This window comes from Mycobacterium sp. Soil_C_30, from assembly GCF_057656995.1.
Map to the genome: position 1 here is coordinate 34,380 of NZ_JBDGJH010000013.1, position 17,233 is coordinate 51,612.

9 protein-coding genes and 1 tRNA gene are annotated in these 17,233 nt (G+C 65.1%); 8 read left to right on the forward strand and 2 right to left on the reverse strand.

Translation table 11 applies throughout. The features are described 5' to 3' along the window. Positions 1 to 100: 100 nt before the first annotated feature. Positions 101 to 2,749: a Calx-beta domain-containing protein gene (locus tag AC3A6P_RS22510; RefSeq protein ID WP_487694025.1), complete on the reverse strand. Its 2,649-nt coding sequence runs from the start codon at positions 2,747 to 2,749 to the stop codon at positions 101 to 103. Positions 2,750 to 4,035: 1,286 nt separating this feature from the next. Here AC3A6P_RS22510 and AC3A6P_RS22515 point away from each other — a divergent pair. The 5 genes from AC3A6P_RS22515 (at position 4,036) to AC3A6P_RS22535 (ending at position 12,641) form a co-directional block, all read left to right on the forward strand. Further along, a complete protein-coding gene (locus tag AC3A6P_RS22515; protein ID WP_487694026.1) occupies positions 4,036 to 4,863 on the forward strand; it encodes a LuxR C-terminal-related transcriptional regulator in 828 nt (275 codons plus the stop codon). A gap of 256 nt (positions 4,864 to 5,119) precedes the next feature. Further along, complete coding sequence (locus AC3A6P_RS22520; protein ID WP_487694027.1) at positions 5,120 to 5,467, forward strand: hypothetical protein; 348 nt, start codon at positions 5,120 to 5,122, stop codon at positions 5,465 to 5,467. A 616-nt stretch (positions 5,468 to 6,083) separates the two neighbouring features. Continuing rightward, a complete protein-coding gene (locus AC3A6P_RS22525; protein ID WP_487694028.1) occupies positions 6,084 to 8,360 on the forward strand; it encodes a hypothetical protein in 2,277 nt (758 codons plus the stop codon). Between the two features lie 32 nt (positions 8,361 to 8,392). Then, on the forward strand, positions 8,393 to 11,446 hold the full coding sequence (locus AC3A6P_RS22530) for a hypothetical protein (RefSeq protein ID WP_487694030.1): 3,054 nt from the start codon (positions 8,393 to 8,395) through the stop codon (positions 11,444 to 11,446). A 52-nt stretch (positions 11,447 to 11,498) separates the two neighbouring features. Next, positions 11,499 to 12,641, forward strand: coding sequence for a caspase family protein (locus tag AC3A6P_RS22535; RefSeq protein WP_487694031.1), 1,143 nt, complete (start codon positions 11,499 to 11,501; stop codon positions 12,639 to 12,641). Positions 12,642 to 13,141: 500 nt separating this feature from the next. On the opposite strand, the gene AC3A6P_RS22540 is transcribed toward AC3A6P_RS22535, so the two are convergent. Then, positions 13,142 to 13,215, reverse strand: a tRNA-Gly gene (locus AC3A6P_RS22540). Between the two features lie 170 nt (positions 13,216 to 13,385). Here AC3A6P_RS22540 and AC3A6P_RS22545 point away from each other — a divergent pair. The 3 genes from AC3A6P_RS22545 (at position 13,386) to AC3A6P_RS22555 (ending at position 17,222) form a co-directional block, all read left to right on the forward strand. Beyond that, positions 13,386 to 14,594, forward strand: coding sequence for a hypothetical protein (locus AC3A6P_RS22545; protein WP_487694032.1), 1,209 nt, complete (start codon positions 13,386 to 13,388; stop codon positions 14,592 to 14,594). 108 nt (positions 14,595 to 14,702) lie between these two features. Further along, entirely contained in the window at positions 14,703 to 15,275 is a 573-nt protein-coding gene (gene dcd, locus AC3A6P_RS22550; protein WP_487694033.1) for a dCTP deaminase, read from the forward strand. Positions 15,276 to 15,440: 165 nt separating this feature from the next. Then, positions 15,441 to 17,222, forward strand: coding sequence for a DUF7159 family protein (locus AC3A6P_RS22555; RefSeq protein ID WP_487694034.1), 1,782 nt, complete (start codon positions 15,441 to 15,443; stop codon positions 17,220 to 17,222). The last annotated feature ends 11 nt before the right edge of the window (positions 17,223 to 17,233 follow it).

The following is a 17,233-nucleotide window of genomic DNA, read 5'->3' on the forward strand; positions in this document are numbered from 1 at the left end:
CGGAGTCGGCGTACCTATTGGTGCGAGTGAGCATGACGCCGAGGGGAGGGCGATGAGCAGCGGACCCGTATGTTCACCGCCTGATCGGTGTGCGGAGTGCTCACAACGCGCTCGGTGTGCGCCGGAACGGTCCAGCCTCGATCAGCGCACGCGCGGCGGCTTTCAAGCTGAGATCCGTGCGCAGCACGCCGAAGTTCTGCTCGCCGTCCGCCGGATCCGTGCCGCCGTCGACCAACTCGTAGTACATCAGCGGTCCCGCCCAGTTCCACGAGGCGACCTGATCACGAGCGGCCAGCAGGATGGCCGCCTGCTGTGCCTCCGACACCGCGTTCACGCTGGTTCCCGTCGGCGCACCGAACTCGGTGATCCAGACCAGCTTGTCCCCGTCTCCATGGGCGGCCATCACGGCCTGGAGCTCCAGCAGGTCGGCGAACCCTCCGATCTGACGCTGCGCTGGATCCATCGGCAGGTGCGGGTAGCTGTACGGATGCACCGCGATCCCGTCGGCGAGCTGTGCAGCGCCATTGCTGTAGAGCTGCTCGAGGTATACCGCCGGAGCGATCTCGGCGCCGGGCGTATCGTATTGCGGGCCAAGCCCGCCGATCAGAAGTGTGGCGCGCGGATCGACCCCGCGGATCGACGTGGCCGCCGCGCGGAACAGGTTGCCATACTGGTTGGCATCAGGACGCGCGGGCCAGAACTTGGCCGTGTTCGGTTCGTTCCAGATCTCCCAGCTGCGCACCCCGAGCGGTGCGTAGCGCTCGGCGGCGAGTTTCGCGAAGCTGGCGAAGGCCGCGAGGTCCTTGGGCCTGGAGTACCTCGGGTCTGAGAGGGATTTGGCGCCCGCCGGCTGTGCCCATGCCGGGGTGAACCCGAGCATCATGACCACGTTCATGTTGTGGGCCACGGCCTCGTTGACGAGCAGGTCGGTCTGTTCCCACTGCAACTTGCCGCGCCGCGGTTCGACCGCCGACCAGTCGATGTCGATCCTGACCCACGTGACGTTCATGGACGCCATCAGATCGAACTCCCGCTTGACGGTCGCCGCGTCAGCGCCGCGCAGATGCAGGGTCATGCCGATCCCGCTGGCCGCGTCGTCGTTGTTGAGGATCAGGTTGCTCTGGCCCGCCAGTTGCCCCGCGGTCGCGGTGCGCACAATCAACGCGCCCACAGCGCTGGTCAGCTCGACGTACACCGCCTCGTCGGGCTCGTAGTCGGTGTCGCCGTACACGGTGACCGGAATCGCCGCCGACGTCTGACCCGGCGCGAAGACCACGGATCCCGTTGCGGGAGCGAAGTCCTGGCCCGCCGTCGCCTTGTATTGGAGCCCGGGGACAGTGGACAGCACGTAGTTGACGGTCACCGCGGTCGCCGATGCACCCGACAACTGGACCGTCACCGATTCCACCCGTGCTCCGCCGTTGCCCTCGGTGACGTAGGTGGCGCTGCTCGGGAATCCGACGGTCACTGGCGTGGTGCCGCCGTTACCGGGCTTACCTTTGGTGCCCAGCATTCCGCTGTTGCCGCCGACGCCTGCGGTGGTCGCGGCCAGCAGCGAGATGCCCGCGTCGCCGCCGCCACCGCCGTCGCCGGAGATCTTTCCGCCGCTGCCGCCGTTGCCGCCGTTACCGCCGGGAACGCCGTCGCCGCCGTTGCCGCCGCGGCCGAACAGCCCGGCTGTTCCGCCGTTTCCTCCGTTGAAGCCGTGGCCCGCGCTGCCGCCGAAAAGCCCCGCATTGCCGCCGTTGCATACCGTAGTTCCGTTGCACGAGACCGCATCCCAGCTGAAGCCGTTGCCGTACAGCAGCCCGGCATCGGGATTTTCGGCGGTGCCGTCGCCGAACAACCGCGGCGTGCTCGCCGGAGCTGCCAGCGCGCTGCTACGGCGGCCTGGGGTTGCGGTGCTCAGTATGAATGGAGCCACCACCCGAGCGACGGGATCGTCGCCGGAGTCCTTGGCGTCTACGTTCAGCCCCGTGGACACCAACGATGGGGTCAGCGCCGGGGCTGTGGCGGCATTCGGCGTCGATGCGACGTCAGCCTGCTTTGGTGTCGAGGGGGCTTCGACGGACTCTTCTGGCTCGTCAATCGTGTCAACGGGGGACTCCGGCTCATCGACCTCGTCCTTCGACGCAAAGCGAGTCGAAGCGGACCCGAAGCGGAAAGACTTTCGCGCCTGGTGCTCGTCTTCAGCCGCGTCCTCGGGGTCAGACGGTTTGTCGTCGGCAACGTCGATGTCGGGTTCTGAGGACTTGTGGTCCCGCATCCGGGTCCCTGTGGGTGAATCGGTCGACTGAGATTCAGACGATGCCTCCGAACTTGACGCTGCGGCGCCCGCGGAGCTGTCTGAGCGGTCAGAGTCAGCAAATGCCACTGCTGGCATCGAGGCGATTGCCCCGCCGATTCCCAGAGTCACGGCAAGGGCTCCGACCCGCCCCACATAGAGGGAAGAACCTGGGGATCCGCCAGCGAAGCGCCGCCGTGGCGCAGTGGCGCTGGCGTCAGCGTGCTGGTGGCCCGACTGCGGATACTGATGTGCAGCGTGCTCCACCGAAAAAGCCTGCTGTTGAGTCCTTTTCATCTTCGTATCCACCTGCGCCTGTTCCAGGGTGCCGAACGAAGTGCCTGCACGCTTGTTGACTCGATCCTGAGCAGCGTAGCGTCGATTGACGTCTCGGCAAATATTTTTCGGTAGATCGGGCCGCGGAATCGGCCGCGGTTCTGTCCCCGTCGCCGGCTGAAACCGCATCCTGTGAGCAGCCCCTGAGGCGAACACTTGCCGGACTTTCCCGTGCGGCCATACGTAGCGAAAAGGTGATCTTGATGTCTTCGACGACGCCTGGTGGCCAAGGAGGGCATCAGCTGCCGGGTTTTCCGAAATTGTGCGTGCAATCGGTCCGCGATGGTACTTTAAGCAAACTCGAGCGGGGGACCCGGCGAGGGTCGGGCATCGGTGTCTTCGTGAGCTCCGGACAGTCTCCACCGGACGACGGACGCGCCTTCTGTGGCCGTAATCTCTCGAGCGAATCTGCCGTGTGTCATACGCGGGCACCCCAGCGGCTACAAGCCGGGCCGTGAACAGATGGTGGTCGGCCCATGCGCTTGACGGCGTGCGCCGCGACAGGTGGAGCCGATGACGGGAATCGAACCCGCGTATTCAGCTTGGGAAGTCGAAGCGAGCCGTCCACGGACATCCAGGAAAGTGCAGGTAGTGGCCTGACCAGTGCCGATGAGTCCGCCGATGTCCGGCGCGATCCGCCGTTGTCGCCGTGACATGTGACATCGTGGTGACATCGGCGGGTGCTACGCTCTGTCGTCGGTGAGACGGGCGTATCGCAAATCCATGACTGTGCGTTCGACGGAAATTGTGCCGGTCGCTACGGGTCGGTATGTCCACTTACGACTACTAAAGTTCCTAGACCTTACGGCTCCATTCGGCGACATCGTTGCGCGTTGCTAAGGCGGCCGAGATGGAGCTGGCAGCGATCGGCGACCGCAACGCCCGTCTGCTGGCCCCAATATCCGAGCGGGCAAGTACCGCGGTGGTGTACCACCCGGGGGATACCTGCCCAAGTGGGCCGAGGAGGACTGGTGGTACGTCCAGATCACCCGAGAAGGTCGCGGTGATCTGGGAGGTTGTCGACCGCGTTCTTTGCGGTGAGCCTCTACGAGCCATTACTCACCATCTGACTTCGCGGGATCCTCACCCCCGCGAGACCGGTTCACGCAGTCGCCGGGCTGAGAGGTCAAAGGTTTCGAGTGGCACTCGCGCCCCTGAAGCGGTCTCTACGATCCCGACGCTGCGGTGGCAGGTCGTGGCTAGGACCGTTGACGGATCAGGGGTGCCATTCAGCGAGACGTCAAGGGTCGGAAGCTGTTTGGGCCTGAGACGATTGTTCGCAACGACGACGGTTCTCTCGTCGTCCGATCTGAACCAATTCTCCGTTGACCCCTCACCGTGACACCTGAGTATTCCGGCTTCTGACCATCAAAGTGTGCGTCAAAGGAGCGCATCAAAGCTGTCAACGTCACCAGTTGTTCCTGCAACTCTGCGCGCTGATGCGTCCATTAAACAAGTTTCGAGTAGTCCATTACCTAAGCCAGTGCCAACGGGCAGTAGGAGAATACCAGTACAAGCCGTGCGCGGTTGATCTGCCGCCGCTGGGATACACCGCGATCGGTGCTGGAAGATTGGCTATTTCGCCTCGTGGCCAAGCCAACGAGAAATTGGGGGGCGGCGTGAAAGTTTTAATTGTCACGGAGATTCGCCTTTACCGCGATGGAGTGGCGGACGCGTTGCGCCGATTCGATGACGTCGGGGCTGTTGTCACCGCTGCTACTGGCGCGGCAGCGGTGCTTTCTGCAAGACGCCACGAGTGCGATGTGGTCCTTCTGGACATGGGACTCGTCGATAGCACCGAAACCGTTGTGTCTCTGTTGACGGCCAGATCCGACCTGAAGGTGGTAGCTCTTGGTGTTGCCGAGGACGGGCCCGAGGTCGTCGCTTGCGCTGAAGCGGGGATTTGTGGATATATCTCCCGAGACGCCAATCTCGCCGAGGTCGCCGACGCGCTTCGCTGCGCAGTTCGCGGCGAAGCTCCCGTGTCCGCCAAGGTGGCAGCCGGGCTGTTGAAGCACATCGCCGGTCACGCCCACATGCACCAGGCAGGCGAGACCGCTCAGCATTTGACTACCAGAGAGCGTGAGGTGGTGCAGCTACTCAAGACCGGCATGACAAATCGTCAGATCGCCAAGGCGCTCGACCTCCACCTCAGCACTGTGAAGAACCACGTGCACAACGTGCTCTGCAAGTGCGGCGCTACCCGGCGCGCCGAGATTTACTCCATTTCATTCGGGCGGTGACTAGATCCTGACGCGGCACGGGCCCAGTACCAGATTCTGCATACGGGGCCCAACCTGCAGCACGAGGATCCAGCTCCCGAGCCGAACCGCCCTGTCGTACACCGCAACTCCAAGCATGGTCTCGTCCCTAGGCCGAATTTAGATCCCTCAGAGGATTGTCCGTAGCACGTCCAAGGTCATCTACTTGTCGGCAAGCTATCAGGTCGACACGTAGGGGAGGTGCGTCTGCGTGGGTGCGTCAAGTTTTCCAGTACGCGTGGCTCTGATCGGATGCCGGGGGCTGCTGGGAGACGTCATCTGCCAGACCCTGACCGCCGAGCCCGACCTAGACGTCGTGGTCGAACTGAACAAAGGCCCCTTCGATCTCGACCTTTCTGCATTTGACGCCGACATTGTGCTCTGGAACGGCGCTGACGAGAACCGCGTCGCGCAGTGGCTCAATGCATACACGTACCAACATGGGCCGCGCGTGCTCGCAATCATGACCGATGGCCGACAAGCAGCGTTGTGGGAACTCATCCCTCATCGCACCGAAATCGGAGGGCTGTCACCCCAGACCCTGGTCACGACCATCCGCGAGACCCCAGTGGGGCAGCGGACGTGATCACTCCAATGCGAGCCCCCAGCAGCCACGTTATGCACTTCCTGCCGACGAGTTTTGCGGCCAGCCGTTGCTCAAGCTCCGCACAGCCAAGCACACCGCTATGTGCGAACCCGCCACAGGTCATCCTCCGCGGACGAACAGGACTACACGCGGCAGGTGACCCAGCCATCGCCGCCGCACCCGACGACGGGAGGGCAAGTATCAGCATTGCTAGGAGCTTTTCCAGGCAATCAAGTGGAGCAGGCGGCACGCAATTGAATGGCGCCCAATACTCCGCCGACGAGGCTGAATACGCTGAGTACCGGTCGCCACTAGGCGAGAACGAAAAACTGACCGGCGCGTCGTCGGCTGAGTCGGCTACGACCATTGCCTTGGAGAACGCATCAGAGATGATGAGCCCCTTCAACGAAGCTCCCAAGCCTGACTCCAAACTCGAACTTGAAACCACGCCATCGAGGCGCTGCTGGCGAGTTTAAGTACGAAGTATTCGCCGAGGCGCTCGAGGTGCTGTCTTATGAGGCGTCTGCACGCTACTCCGGTGAAATGACTCAATATTCGACTGACACGACCGGGACTACTACCGACACCACAGGAATGATCAAGGAAGGCGAGGACGATGGCGGTTCAAGCAATGGGGCCGAGTTACGCGGGTGGCACCCAACCTGTGGTCAAGGGCGGGTACGCGGTTCTGTACCTCCCCGACGTGAACAACCGGGAACTGATCGCCCAGGGTGAGGGGCCCGTCTTCTACTACATCCCCAACATCGTCCGCATCGCCCGCAAGAACGGCCCGGATGCAGGGGATCCTTTGTTCAGCATGACCCGGTTCGCCGGTACTGACGGGGAAGGTGTGATCGGCGCAGGCGGTGACGTTGCCGGCGGCGTGGTGACATTCTCCGTGACCGGTGCTCTGCCGGACACCGTGCGGATCCAGGCCGAAAGCGAAATAACGACGCGGTTCAAGGACAGCGAGGACGTCTTCTGGGGGATCAAGAACAGCCGCAAACCCCCGATGTTCCGGCCCGCCATCATCACCTCCAGTACCACCACCCTCTCCAATGTTGTGCCCACCACCCGCGGCTTCCCTGTCCTGGGAACCGCAACCCGCGCTGGCAGGTTAGTCAGTGAGTACCAGTACTTCGGCATGCCGGGCAGCCGAAGCGGGGCCAGGCCCATGCCCGGTGAAGCGCGCGACGGCGAGACCCCTCCTCCGGGGCCGGTTACCCAGCCCGAGGGCACCCCGCCAGTTCTGACCAACGGCTCGGGCAACAACCTGGACCCGTTCTACTGGCAGATGTACGGCGAGGGCAGCGGCTCCATCGACCCCACCGGCACACATGCCTTCTCCGGACTTGTGGGCAAGTATCCAGCAGCCATCCTGTGGGAAGCCTTCCATGGAACCGCGTCGCCGCTGATCGTCGTCCAGAACTACAAGCTCAAGGTCTGGTCGCCCGTCTGCACGCTATCCATCAAGGGCAACTGGGACAAAGTGTTTGAGCACTTCTCCGCTGCCGCCTCGGGCCGCGTTTTGTGGGCGTCTGTGGATCTGAAGGCCGAATTCAACAACATGCGGACCAAGGGCACCATCGTGGTGGACCTTAAAGTGGACACCACCCTGCCGGGTGCTGACGAGATCGCCAAGCGCCTGGACGAGAGGAGCGACCTGGTCTACGAGAAGTTTATGGAACAGGCCAAGAAGATGATCTTCGATCCGCCCCAGCCGCAAGTGGAGGCTGCCCATGCTTCGTCCTCCGGCGGCGGCATTTTCAGCTGCTGGGGCGCGGGGCTCGCCCTGAAGTACCGTCGCGACACCACCAAGCTGGAACTGGAATACACGGAGACCCAGCAGTTCGCCTACCTTCAGGATCACACCATCTCCAGTTCGCTGGCCGGCATGTATGACGAAATGAAGGCTGATCCCGAAGCGGAACGCAAGTACTTCCTCACCGTCTATCTGGACGACTGGCCCCGCCGGCTGGCCCGGGTCTGCCACCCGGTGGCCTCGTGGGGAGACGGCACGGTGGCACAGCTCGCCATTCAGGTGGGCTACCCGAATACCAAGGGCGAAATCAATTGGGAGGGGACCAGTTTCAGCGGCTCCGGCGGCGCGGACAGCAGTTGGAAATTCCAGACCGCCCAGAAGATCGCCTCGGATGTCCAGAATGCTCCGGCCGGGTGGAAGCCTGATTTGACCTTTGTGAAACGACGTGTCTTCCTGAACGAACCCCCCAGCGAACTCGCGGATCCGTACAAGCGAGTACAGATCGAGAAGGATTCGATTGCCATCGACCCCGAGCCCAATGGGGTGTTAATAAATGACACCACCTTGGAAGTTCGGGCCGACAGCGCGGGGCGCCTAGCGGTGGGGCCGATCGAACTCGGGGTGGTGCTGACAGACGACACGCAACTGGTAGAGGCGGAATTCGAGCCGGTGGATCCGGACAGTGGGAATCCGGTGGGGTTCGATCCGGTGCGCTTCCGCTGGTCCAGGGCGGACTACAGCGAGAACCGGACCTGGGCCATCTTCACCGGAGATCCGGGATTTCGTCCCTTCTACCATTACCGCGTCTCGGTGACGGTGAAGGGCACCCTCTTTGAACCGGGCCGTGCCTGGACCGGACCGTGGATTGGGTCGAGCGGCAATGGCCCGCTGCTGATCGATGTCCCGCGCCCTGACTCCCCCGGCGTCGTCATCCGCTCCGTTCCCGACGAGAGGATCCGATTGCTGCGGGAGTTGCGCACCCGGGAACTGCAGGCTCAAAAATCCGCTGAAAGCGATGGACCGAAAGCGCCCGTCGGAGCTTCGCAGGGCGGCGGCACCAAGAGCGGCCCACCGGCCACGGACGGCTCTGGGGCGGACGAGTCCCCGAAGTACCTCGACTACATGCTCTGACCACGAGGCACATGGAATTTGGGAATAAGGGCATGGGCATCAAGCTCCAGGTGCGGCGCGACGCAACTGACCAACCGTTAGTGTCGGCAACGTTCGTGCTGACGCGCGCCCCGGCACCGGACGAGAGGCTGGGACCGCTGGTGGACAATGCGGTGCTGGCACTTGACCTGGAACTCATCGCGGACGGCGGCGGCGCCCCCGCCGGCCTGACGGCAGTCACCTTCAGCCTGCTGGACCGGGCAGCCCCGGCCACGGGAACTGAAGGAGTCATTGGGACTGAGCCCGCCGTGGCTGCTGAAGTGGCAAGCCAGCGAGTCACTGGGCCATTCGGGCACGGCGCACTGCAGGTCACACTGGCCGGACCTCCGTCGGCCGCCCTGTTGGAGGCGCTTGTGGCCGGCTCCTCCCGGTTCGGGATTAAGGCCGTGGCGGAGAGCGTGCCTGCCGGTCCCGCGGCGCTGACCGTCTGGGTCAGCCTCGGCAGGTTGTGGCGGTACCTGGACAAGGTGGCGGACGAGTCCCGCCTTTTCAACCGGGTAGACCTGATGAATTACTTGCCGCGGCTAACCTCGGCAGGGGCCGTGTCAGCAGGCGGTCGCTACGCTACTGGGCCGGATTCCGCGGTGCTCGACATCGTGCTGAAGGTGGCACGCCTTGTCCTGGAACGGGACGTGGCAGAACCTGGCGAACTTGAAACAGCCCAAGCTGTCAAGGTGGACCTCGGTGAGTTGTACCGGCTTGCCGACCGCTCGCCCGGAGATCAGGATGTGCAGGCGCGGTTGGAAACCCCGGCGCCGGCCTGTGATTCCCTCGAGGTCATGGCCGACCTCGCTGGACTCGTGAACCCCGCGATTGCGCACGACCGGACCCGGTTCATCCATCTGGTCAGCCGTGGTGGCGGCAGGCTGGAGACCGTCCTCCCGGCCCGCGTCGCCCGGGGAACCAAGGGACCTGGCGCCGACATGACGCCGTTTATTGCGGTTGGCAACCGGGTGGTCTCGGTGGCCACGGCACTGGAATCCAAACGGCCGCCGACGGCAACGCTGCTAGCGTTGAACCAGTCCATAATTGCCCACCCCATCACCCATCATTTGGCGGACCTGGAACTGGTGTCCCTCACGGAGCACCGCCCGGGGCCGGTGGCTAACGATGTGTCGGCCGGGATCTGGAAAGACCGTTGGGACGCGTCCTATTGGTATTCGCCCGAGTACTCGTTAGTGCTTCCGGAACCAGCCGCATCTCCTGACCACAGCCCGTTCACCTTCAATGTTGAACCTGCCGGCGGCCACGGCGCGGGCGGCGCCCCGGGGATCACCGCCACGGTCAACGTCACGCTGCGGGCGCAGAAGTCCGCGGCCACCGTGGCTGAATGGGAAGCGGCCGGCAAACCGCAACTCAGGCCGGTTGAGCTCACCGGATACGCCATTCAATTGGGCATCCCGTTCCGTGACGAGCACGGAACCACCCAGACCGAACAGGTCACCGCGGATTCCTTCGACGTCCAGCCGGGCGAAGACGGAGTCGTCACAGCCAGCTTCCGGCTCCTCGACAATTGGGCGCGGCTGGCCTATGGAGCCCTCTCCGTACCGGACTTCCAGGCCCAGCCCGCAACCGTGACCGTCGCGGCGGGCTTTGAAGGATGGCGCCAGTCCGTTGGCCTGGACCCGGGCCCGGGTACGCCGCTACCGGACCGACTCATCGGGCTGAACAAAGCCCTGTCGCTCAAGAGTAACGCTGCCCAAACGCGGGCCGCCCCGCTGCAGCTCCACGGCACAGTCCTGGCCAACGCCGCGGTGCACCCTCAGTGGCAGCTCGACGCCGAGGTCATCGCTCAGTGGCGCCGCAACACCTACGCCTGGAGCCGGTTCGCCACGGTGCGGACCGTCCCGGTCTCGGTGCCTTGTTCGGTCTACGGCGCTCTATACGCGGAGACCACCGTCACCGGGCGGACGCCGATCGGCTGCCGCCCCGCCCTGCAACTGGGTCAAACGGAATACCGCACCTACCAGGAGATGACGGTGCAAGCCGCAGAGGGCCGGGCCAAGGTGTACCGTTCGCTGCGAAGTCCTGGACGGTTCCTCGTGGTCCCGCTGCGGTACTGCGTGGGCCGCTTCGCTCCGGACGAGGCGGACCGCGCCTACCGGCCCCGACTCCTGCTGCACAGCACCATCGACGTGGACAATCCCACCAACATCCGCTGTGTGCTGGCAGCCTCCCTAGAACCTGACCTGCCGCGATTCGTCCGCTCCGCCATCGCCGCCGAGCTCAAGTCCGCCGCGGCCGAGCCGGTCGTCGAGTATCTCCCCGCTACTGGGGCGGACCCGGAGCTGCGCTGGGCGTCGCCCTCGGACGCGACCATCCAGGCCGTCTCCACGCCAAGTGGTTTCGACGTCGTCATCTCCACGGATGTGGCCGGCTTCTTGTCGCTGAAATCTATGCTGGAACGCGGCGGGCTGCACGGATCCGCGGCCGCGGTCCTGCCGGGCAACGTGCCTGTCAGCAGTGCTCTTGAGATCGGGCTGTCCTCCGTGACCGGCCCCTTCGAGGCAGGGCCCATCCACATCACCGCTCAGCCGGACGGCAAATTTGAGCTCTCGAACCGGACCGGCCAGCGGCTGGCGATCACGGGGCTCTCGCTTGCCGGAGTGCACAGCTCCGCGTTGTCCGAGATGCTCGATCCACGGGCATCCCTCACCGTGCCCGGTCCGGCAGGCGGAGGGTTCGACGTCGAATTCGTCGCGGACCAGTCGACGGAGACACTCGAGGAGGTCCGGGCCTACATCGAGGACCTCGACCTCGGCGTGATCTTCGTGGCGGTGGAGGATCCGGCGAGCGCAGGGCTCAGCGGTTGGGAAATCCAGACCTCCCTGCTGGGCCGGCCGGACGCGGCCCCGCTGCTGCTGAGTTCCACCGTCCGCGAAGCGGAGCGGCGGTACGTCCTGCCGTTGACCGAGTTTGCTGCCGATCCGCAAATTCAATATTTGGTCACAGCCATCGGCACGGACGGCACGCGCACCAGCGCCGAGCCTGCCAACTGGCCGGTGCGGACCCAAGGCGTTCTCATCCCCATCCGGCAGCCGCAATGAGCGGCCGCATCACTATGCAGCGCCTGCTGCGCCACAAGAAAGGAAAGAGGCAATGGCCGGATATTCGCTGCACATCGGGCTGAACGGGGTAGATCCGAACGCCTACAATGGCTGGGACGGGGCGCTGAGCGGCTGCGTCAATGATGCGAACTCCATGATGGAGCTCGCATCAGCCCAAGGTTTTTCCGGCACACAGCTCGTTACTGCGCAGGCCACCTCGCAGGCCATCATCGGCGAAATCGGCCTCCTGGCACAACAGGCCGTGGCTGGGGACATCTGTCTGATCACGTATTCGGGACACGGCGGCCAGGTGGACGACTGCAACGGCGACGAGGCGGACGCGCAGGATGAAACCTGGGTTGCTTACGACCGACAGGTCGTCGACGACGAGCTGTACCAGATGTGGTCGCAGTTCTCGGCCGGCGTGAGGATTCTGGTGTGCGCTGACAGCTGCCACAGCGGGACCTCTGTGCGCCAGCTCATCAACAAGGGTTGCCGGAAGGGCCTTCTGGAGCTAGCCAGCTCCTTACCCAAGGAGATGGTCAATCCGATCAAGGTCACAGCGGGCTCACCCAAGGGCCTGCCCCTGTCAGTTCAGGCACCGGACAACGAAACGCGCCGGGGCACCTACCAATTTGTCCAGGCCCTGAGCGGAGCCAAGTCTGACGCCAACATCCAGGCCAGCGTTATTCTGCTGGCAGGTTGCCAGGACTCGCAGCTCTCCTACGACGGCGCAGTCAACGGCCAGTTCACCGGGGCCTTGCTGGAGGCATGGGGCAACGGCTCTTTCCAGGGTGACTACACCGCCTTCCACCGCGCAATCCTGGACAAAATGCCGCCGGACCAGGTCCCCAACCTGTACACCGCTGGCGCCACGGACCCTGACTTCATGGCCCAACGGCCGTTCACCCTTGCGGCGGCGCAATCCGGCAGCAGCGGTGCTGGCGGCAACGCTGGCGGTGGCTCTACCCCAGAGGGCGGCGCCTCCACCGTTACCCGACCCCAGATCCGCCGCGGTTCAACTGGTGAGCACGTCACGTATTTCCAGCAGCAGCTGGCCGCCCTGGGCTACCGAATCACGGTCGACGGCGTCTTTGGTCCCGGCACTGAATCCGCCGCCCGTTCCTTCCAGCGGGCCAATGGTCTGACGGCAGACGGCATAGTTGGGCCGTCGACGTGGGCCGTAGTCGGGTAGCCGCCGCCAGCTGAATTATGACGTTTCGATACTGCCCGCACGTTAGTCGCCCGATCGGGCGATACTGCTCCGATACATTTGAGCTATTTGTCAGCAACAGAAATCTTGCCCTGCGTGCTCTGACCTGTGACGATGCACTGATGACGCCGTATATCGCGGAGGAAGAACAGCACAGTCTGCCCGGCTGCATACTTCCGAAGATGACAGCTGAGCTGGAGTGGGAGCACCTAACAAGAACGAAGCTGCCTCAAAGGCCGCGGAGTAGATGCCGGGCCCGTGCTGAGTGGCTTGTGCCGCTGGCGGTTTTAGTCGCACCTTCGACAAATCGATGACAACGCGGACACCCGAGTCGGATACTCCCTAGGGGGGACGGCTACCTCTCAGGAGGCAGCCGCGTCTGGGTCGTCGGCCGCTGGCAGAGTTTGAATCGAGTGGTGACATTCGCTGACACCGAGACCATTGTGTTCGAACGCTGCGAACAACATCTGTGCTGGTGAAATTGGAGCCGATGACGGGAATCGAACCCGCGTATTCAGCTTGGGAAGCTGATGTTCTGCCATTGAACTACATCGGCGGTGTGGCTAGAGAGATTAGCATTCCCGGCGCCCGAGCCCGACCGGGGCCGGTTGCGGGGCGGCGCTGGGGAACCTGTGTAAAGCCTGAAAGGTAGCCCCCAATTCAGCTCAGCCGTCGGCTAGACTTCGCTGGTCCGCGTCACAGCAAATGCATCGGAGTCCAGAAGGTATGGCGTACAACAGGTTTCATCGGTCTGTCAAAGCGGGCGTAGCGCTGGCGGGCGCTGGAGCCATCGCCTTTGCCACGGTGCCGGCTCCCACGCCGCTCGAGGACGTGACCGTCGCCGCACCCGCTGCCTTCGTCAACTCCGCCCCTCGGGTGGTGACCGCCGAGATCGAGCCCGTGGTGCTGGCCAGCGCTCTGCAGATCCTGGCCACGGGCGCCGTCCAGGCCGTCCAGGAGAGCATCCACGCCCTCCAGTACGACACTCCGGCGATCTTCGACCGCGTTGTCGAACAGTGGGCCGACATCAACCTCACGCCCTGGAACCACAGCCTGGTCGCCGCGGCTTTGCTCGCGCCGGTGGCGCCGCTGGTGGTCGGCCCGTTCAACTATGCCGTGGCGGACGCGGTGGCTCAGGTGTTCCCGCAGTACGGCGACCAGATTCGTGAGGACCTGCCCGAGGCCGTCCAATACGCTTTTGCCCGGGTTGTCGGCCCGTTCCTGAGCGCCTTCGGTGCCACCGGCGCGGTGCACCAGGACTACTACTACGCCGGCATGGCCGGGGACCGCCTCGGGCAGAACCTGGCCCTGCTCAACGCGCCGGCCAAGATCATCGAGGCGTTCCTCAACGGTGGCTACGGCGATCTGGGCCCACTGCTCACCGGTGACCCCGACGCGCCCCGTCAGGCCGCTCCGGGTCTGCTCACCCCGTGGGGCCAGTGGCCCGCCGACCGCAACGTCACCGTCGTCGAGGACGACGGCGTGCCCGACAACGAGTTCTTCACGCTCACCCTCGACGCCGCCGCCACGGAAGAGGAGTCCGAGGGCGCAGCTGAGACCAGCGAGGTTGTCGAAGCATCCCTGGGGTCCGTCGCGGAACCGGTTGTGGAAACGGAGATCGTCGCGGTCGAGGAAGCTGAAGTCGAGGACGGCGAGACGGTCTCCGAGAAGCCGACCGGCATCGACATCCGCAAGAGCCTCCAGGACTTCGGCGACGACCTGGATGCGACCGTGAAGAGGCTCACCGGCGCCGGCCGCGAGGCCGCTTCCGACGAGTCCGCGGAGACCGACAAGGAAACAAAGTCCGACGACGCGGAGAAGACCGACAAGGCCGACAAGACCGACAAGGCCGACAAGACCGAGACCTCGAAGAGCGACGACAAGTCCGAGAAGGCGCAGAAGAGCGACAAGGCCGACAAGAGCGACAGCGACTAGTACTCGCCAGCACGTCAGGCGTCTGCGGAAGCGCAGGCGCCTGACGTGCTTTTTCGTCGAACCGGACGTGGGCAGATATGTCAGCACCAGGGCCGATACGCTCGTCGCGTGCTGCTTTCTGACCGCGACATCCGTGCTGAAATCGCCTCCGGCCGCCTGGGCATCGACCCGTTCGACGACTCGATGGTGCAGCCGTCCAGCGTCGATGTGCGGCTGGACAACCTGTTCCGGGTCTTCAACAACCTGCGCTACACCCACATCGACCCGGCGCAGCGCCAGGACGATCTGACCAGCCTGGTGGAACCCGCCCAGGGGGAGCCGTTCGTCCTGCACCCGGGAGAGTTCGTGCTCGGCTCCACCCTCGAGCTCTGCACGCTGCCCGACGATCTGGCCGGCCGGCTGGAAGGCAAGTCGTCGCTGGGGCGGCTCGGGCTGCTGACGCATTCGACGGCCGGCTTCATCGATCCCGGCTTCAGTGGGCACATCACCCTCGAGCTGTCGAATGTGGCCAACCTGCCGATCACGCTGTGGCCCGGGATGAAGATCGGTCAGCTGTGCCTGCTGCGGCTGACCAGCCCGGCCGAGCATCCCTACGGCAGCGCGCAGGTCGGATCCAAATACCAGGGCCAACGCGGGCCCACCCCGTCGCGGTCCTACCTGAATTTCGGCAAGCGGGATTGAGCTCGGCGCGTAGTCTGGAACCGCGGGGCAACGGGGTGCTCAGCTAATTCGCACACGCTGTAACGCCAGCGGATGGTTAGCCGATGAAACATCTAGCTGGCAGCAATGGTGACGTGCCCGAACGGGGTTGTCGAGCCCGTCACAGCAAATAGTTTTGGAGGGGTAGTGGACATCGTACTTGGTGTGTCCATGACACCGACGACGGTCCGTATGGTGCTGGTCGAAGGCGAAAAAGCCGACGGTGTGACAGTCGATCACGACGTGTTCGACATCCCCGCCGACAACCCTTCGGCAACCGCGCCGGACCAGGTTGTCGCCGCGATTCTGGGCACCAGGGAAAGCGCTGTCGAGGGCGGCCACCGTCTCGTCGCCACCGGCGTCACATGGCGTGATCACGCCGAAGCCGCCGCACTTCGCGACGCCCTGACGTCGCGCAAGATCGACGACGTCATGCTCGTCTCCGAGTTGCATGCTGCGGGCGCGCTGGCCCAGGCGGTGGGCGCCGCTGTCGGCTACGAGCGCACCGCGCTGTTGTTCCTGGAACGCAACACCGCCACGCTCTCGGTGGTCGAGACCTCAGACGGCTCCATCGTCAAGGTGCAGAGCCACGACCTGCACACCACCGATGCGGTGGCCGAGCTCGCGTCCATGGTCGCCGGGCTGGAATCGCTCGAATCGCCGCCGCAGGGTGTCTTCGTGGTGGGCTCGGGCGTCAGCGTGGGTGCCATCAAGCTGCAGTTGGAGTCGGCGACATCGCTCCCGGTGAACGCCCCTGAAGAGCCCGAAGTCGCCCTGGCCCGCGGCGCGGCGCTGGCCAGTGCCAATGCGCCGCTGTTCGAGGCTTCGACCGTCGGTCTGGCGTACTCGCAGGACGGCGTCGACGGCACCACCGCCGGCGCCGCGCTGGCGGGCATGGCCGCCGCCGACGTCACGCAGGCCGCCGGTATCGGGTACACCGGCGCCCCGGCTGCGCTGGCCTACAGCGAGGCCGACCCGGACTCGCAGGTCTTCCCGATCTACGACGAGCCCGAGAAGCCGGCCGAACAGCAGCAGGGCCGCAAGCCGTTCCTGCTCGTCGGCAGCGCGCTGACGTCGATCTTCGTCCTCGGCGTCACCGCGTTGGTGATCTCGCTGGCGGTCAGCATCCGTCCGACCGTGGATCAGCGGCCCAGCCCCGCCGAAAGCGTCATCGTGCCCACCCAGGCTCCCGAGGCGCTACCCGCGGTTCCCGAAGCGGCAGTGCCGCCGGCCCCCGCGCCGCCTCCGGAAACCATCCAGGCTCCGGTGCCCGTGGTCCAGGAAGCGCCGCAACCCCAGGCGCCGCCTCGCACGGTGTATGTCGAGAAGCCGGCGGCCCCGGCCCCCGCTGCCCCGGCCGCGCCTGCGCCGGCTCCTGCCCCGGCGGCCCCGGCCCCGGCGCCGGCTCCGGCTGCTCCGCCGGTGGTGGCCCCGGTGGTGCCGCCCGCCGTGGTGTTGCCGCCGCCGATCATCCAGCTGCCCGCCCCCCGGCTGCCGTCGATCTTCCGCCCACCGTGGGAACAGCAGCCGCAGAACAACTGGCCGGACTGGACGCCGCCCAGCAGAGACGACGATGACGACGACTGGACGCCGCCGTGGCGGCCCCAGCCGACGCAGACTCAGCAGCCGAAGCCCACGCAAACCAAGGAGCCCAGCGCGCCCGTGATCACCGTCCCGACGGTGCCGCAGGCCCCGCAGAAACCGTCGGTCCCGGAGGTTCCGCAGGTCCCGCAGATCCAGTTGCCCCAGCTGCCGCAGTGGCCCGGATCGGGTGGCTCGGAGAGCTCGGGCGGCTCGAGTGGCTCGCGCGGTGACTCCGGCTCGGGTGGTTCGGGCCGCGGTGGCGACGGCGGTTCGGGTCGCGGCGGCTCCGGCGGCGGTGGCGGCGACGGCATCCTGCCGTTGTGGCCCTTCGGCGACGGCGGATAACTCGCCCAACG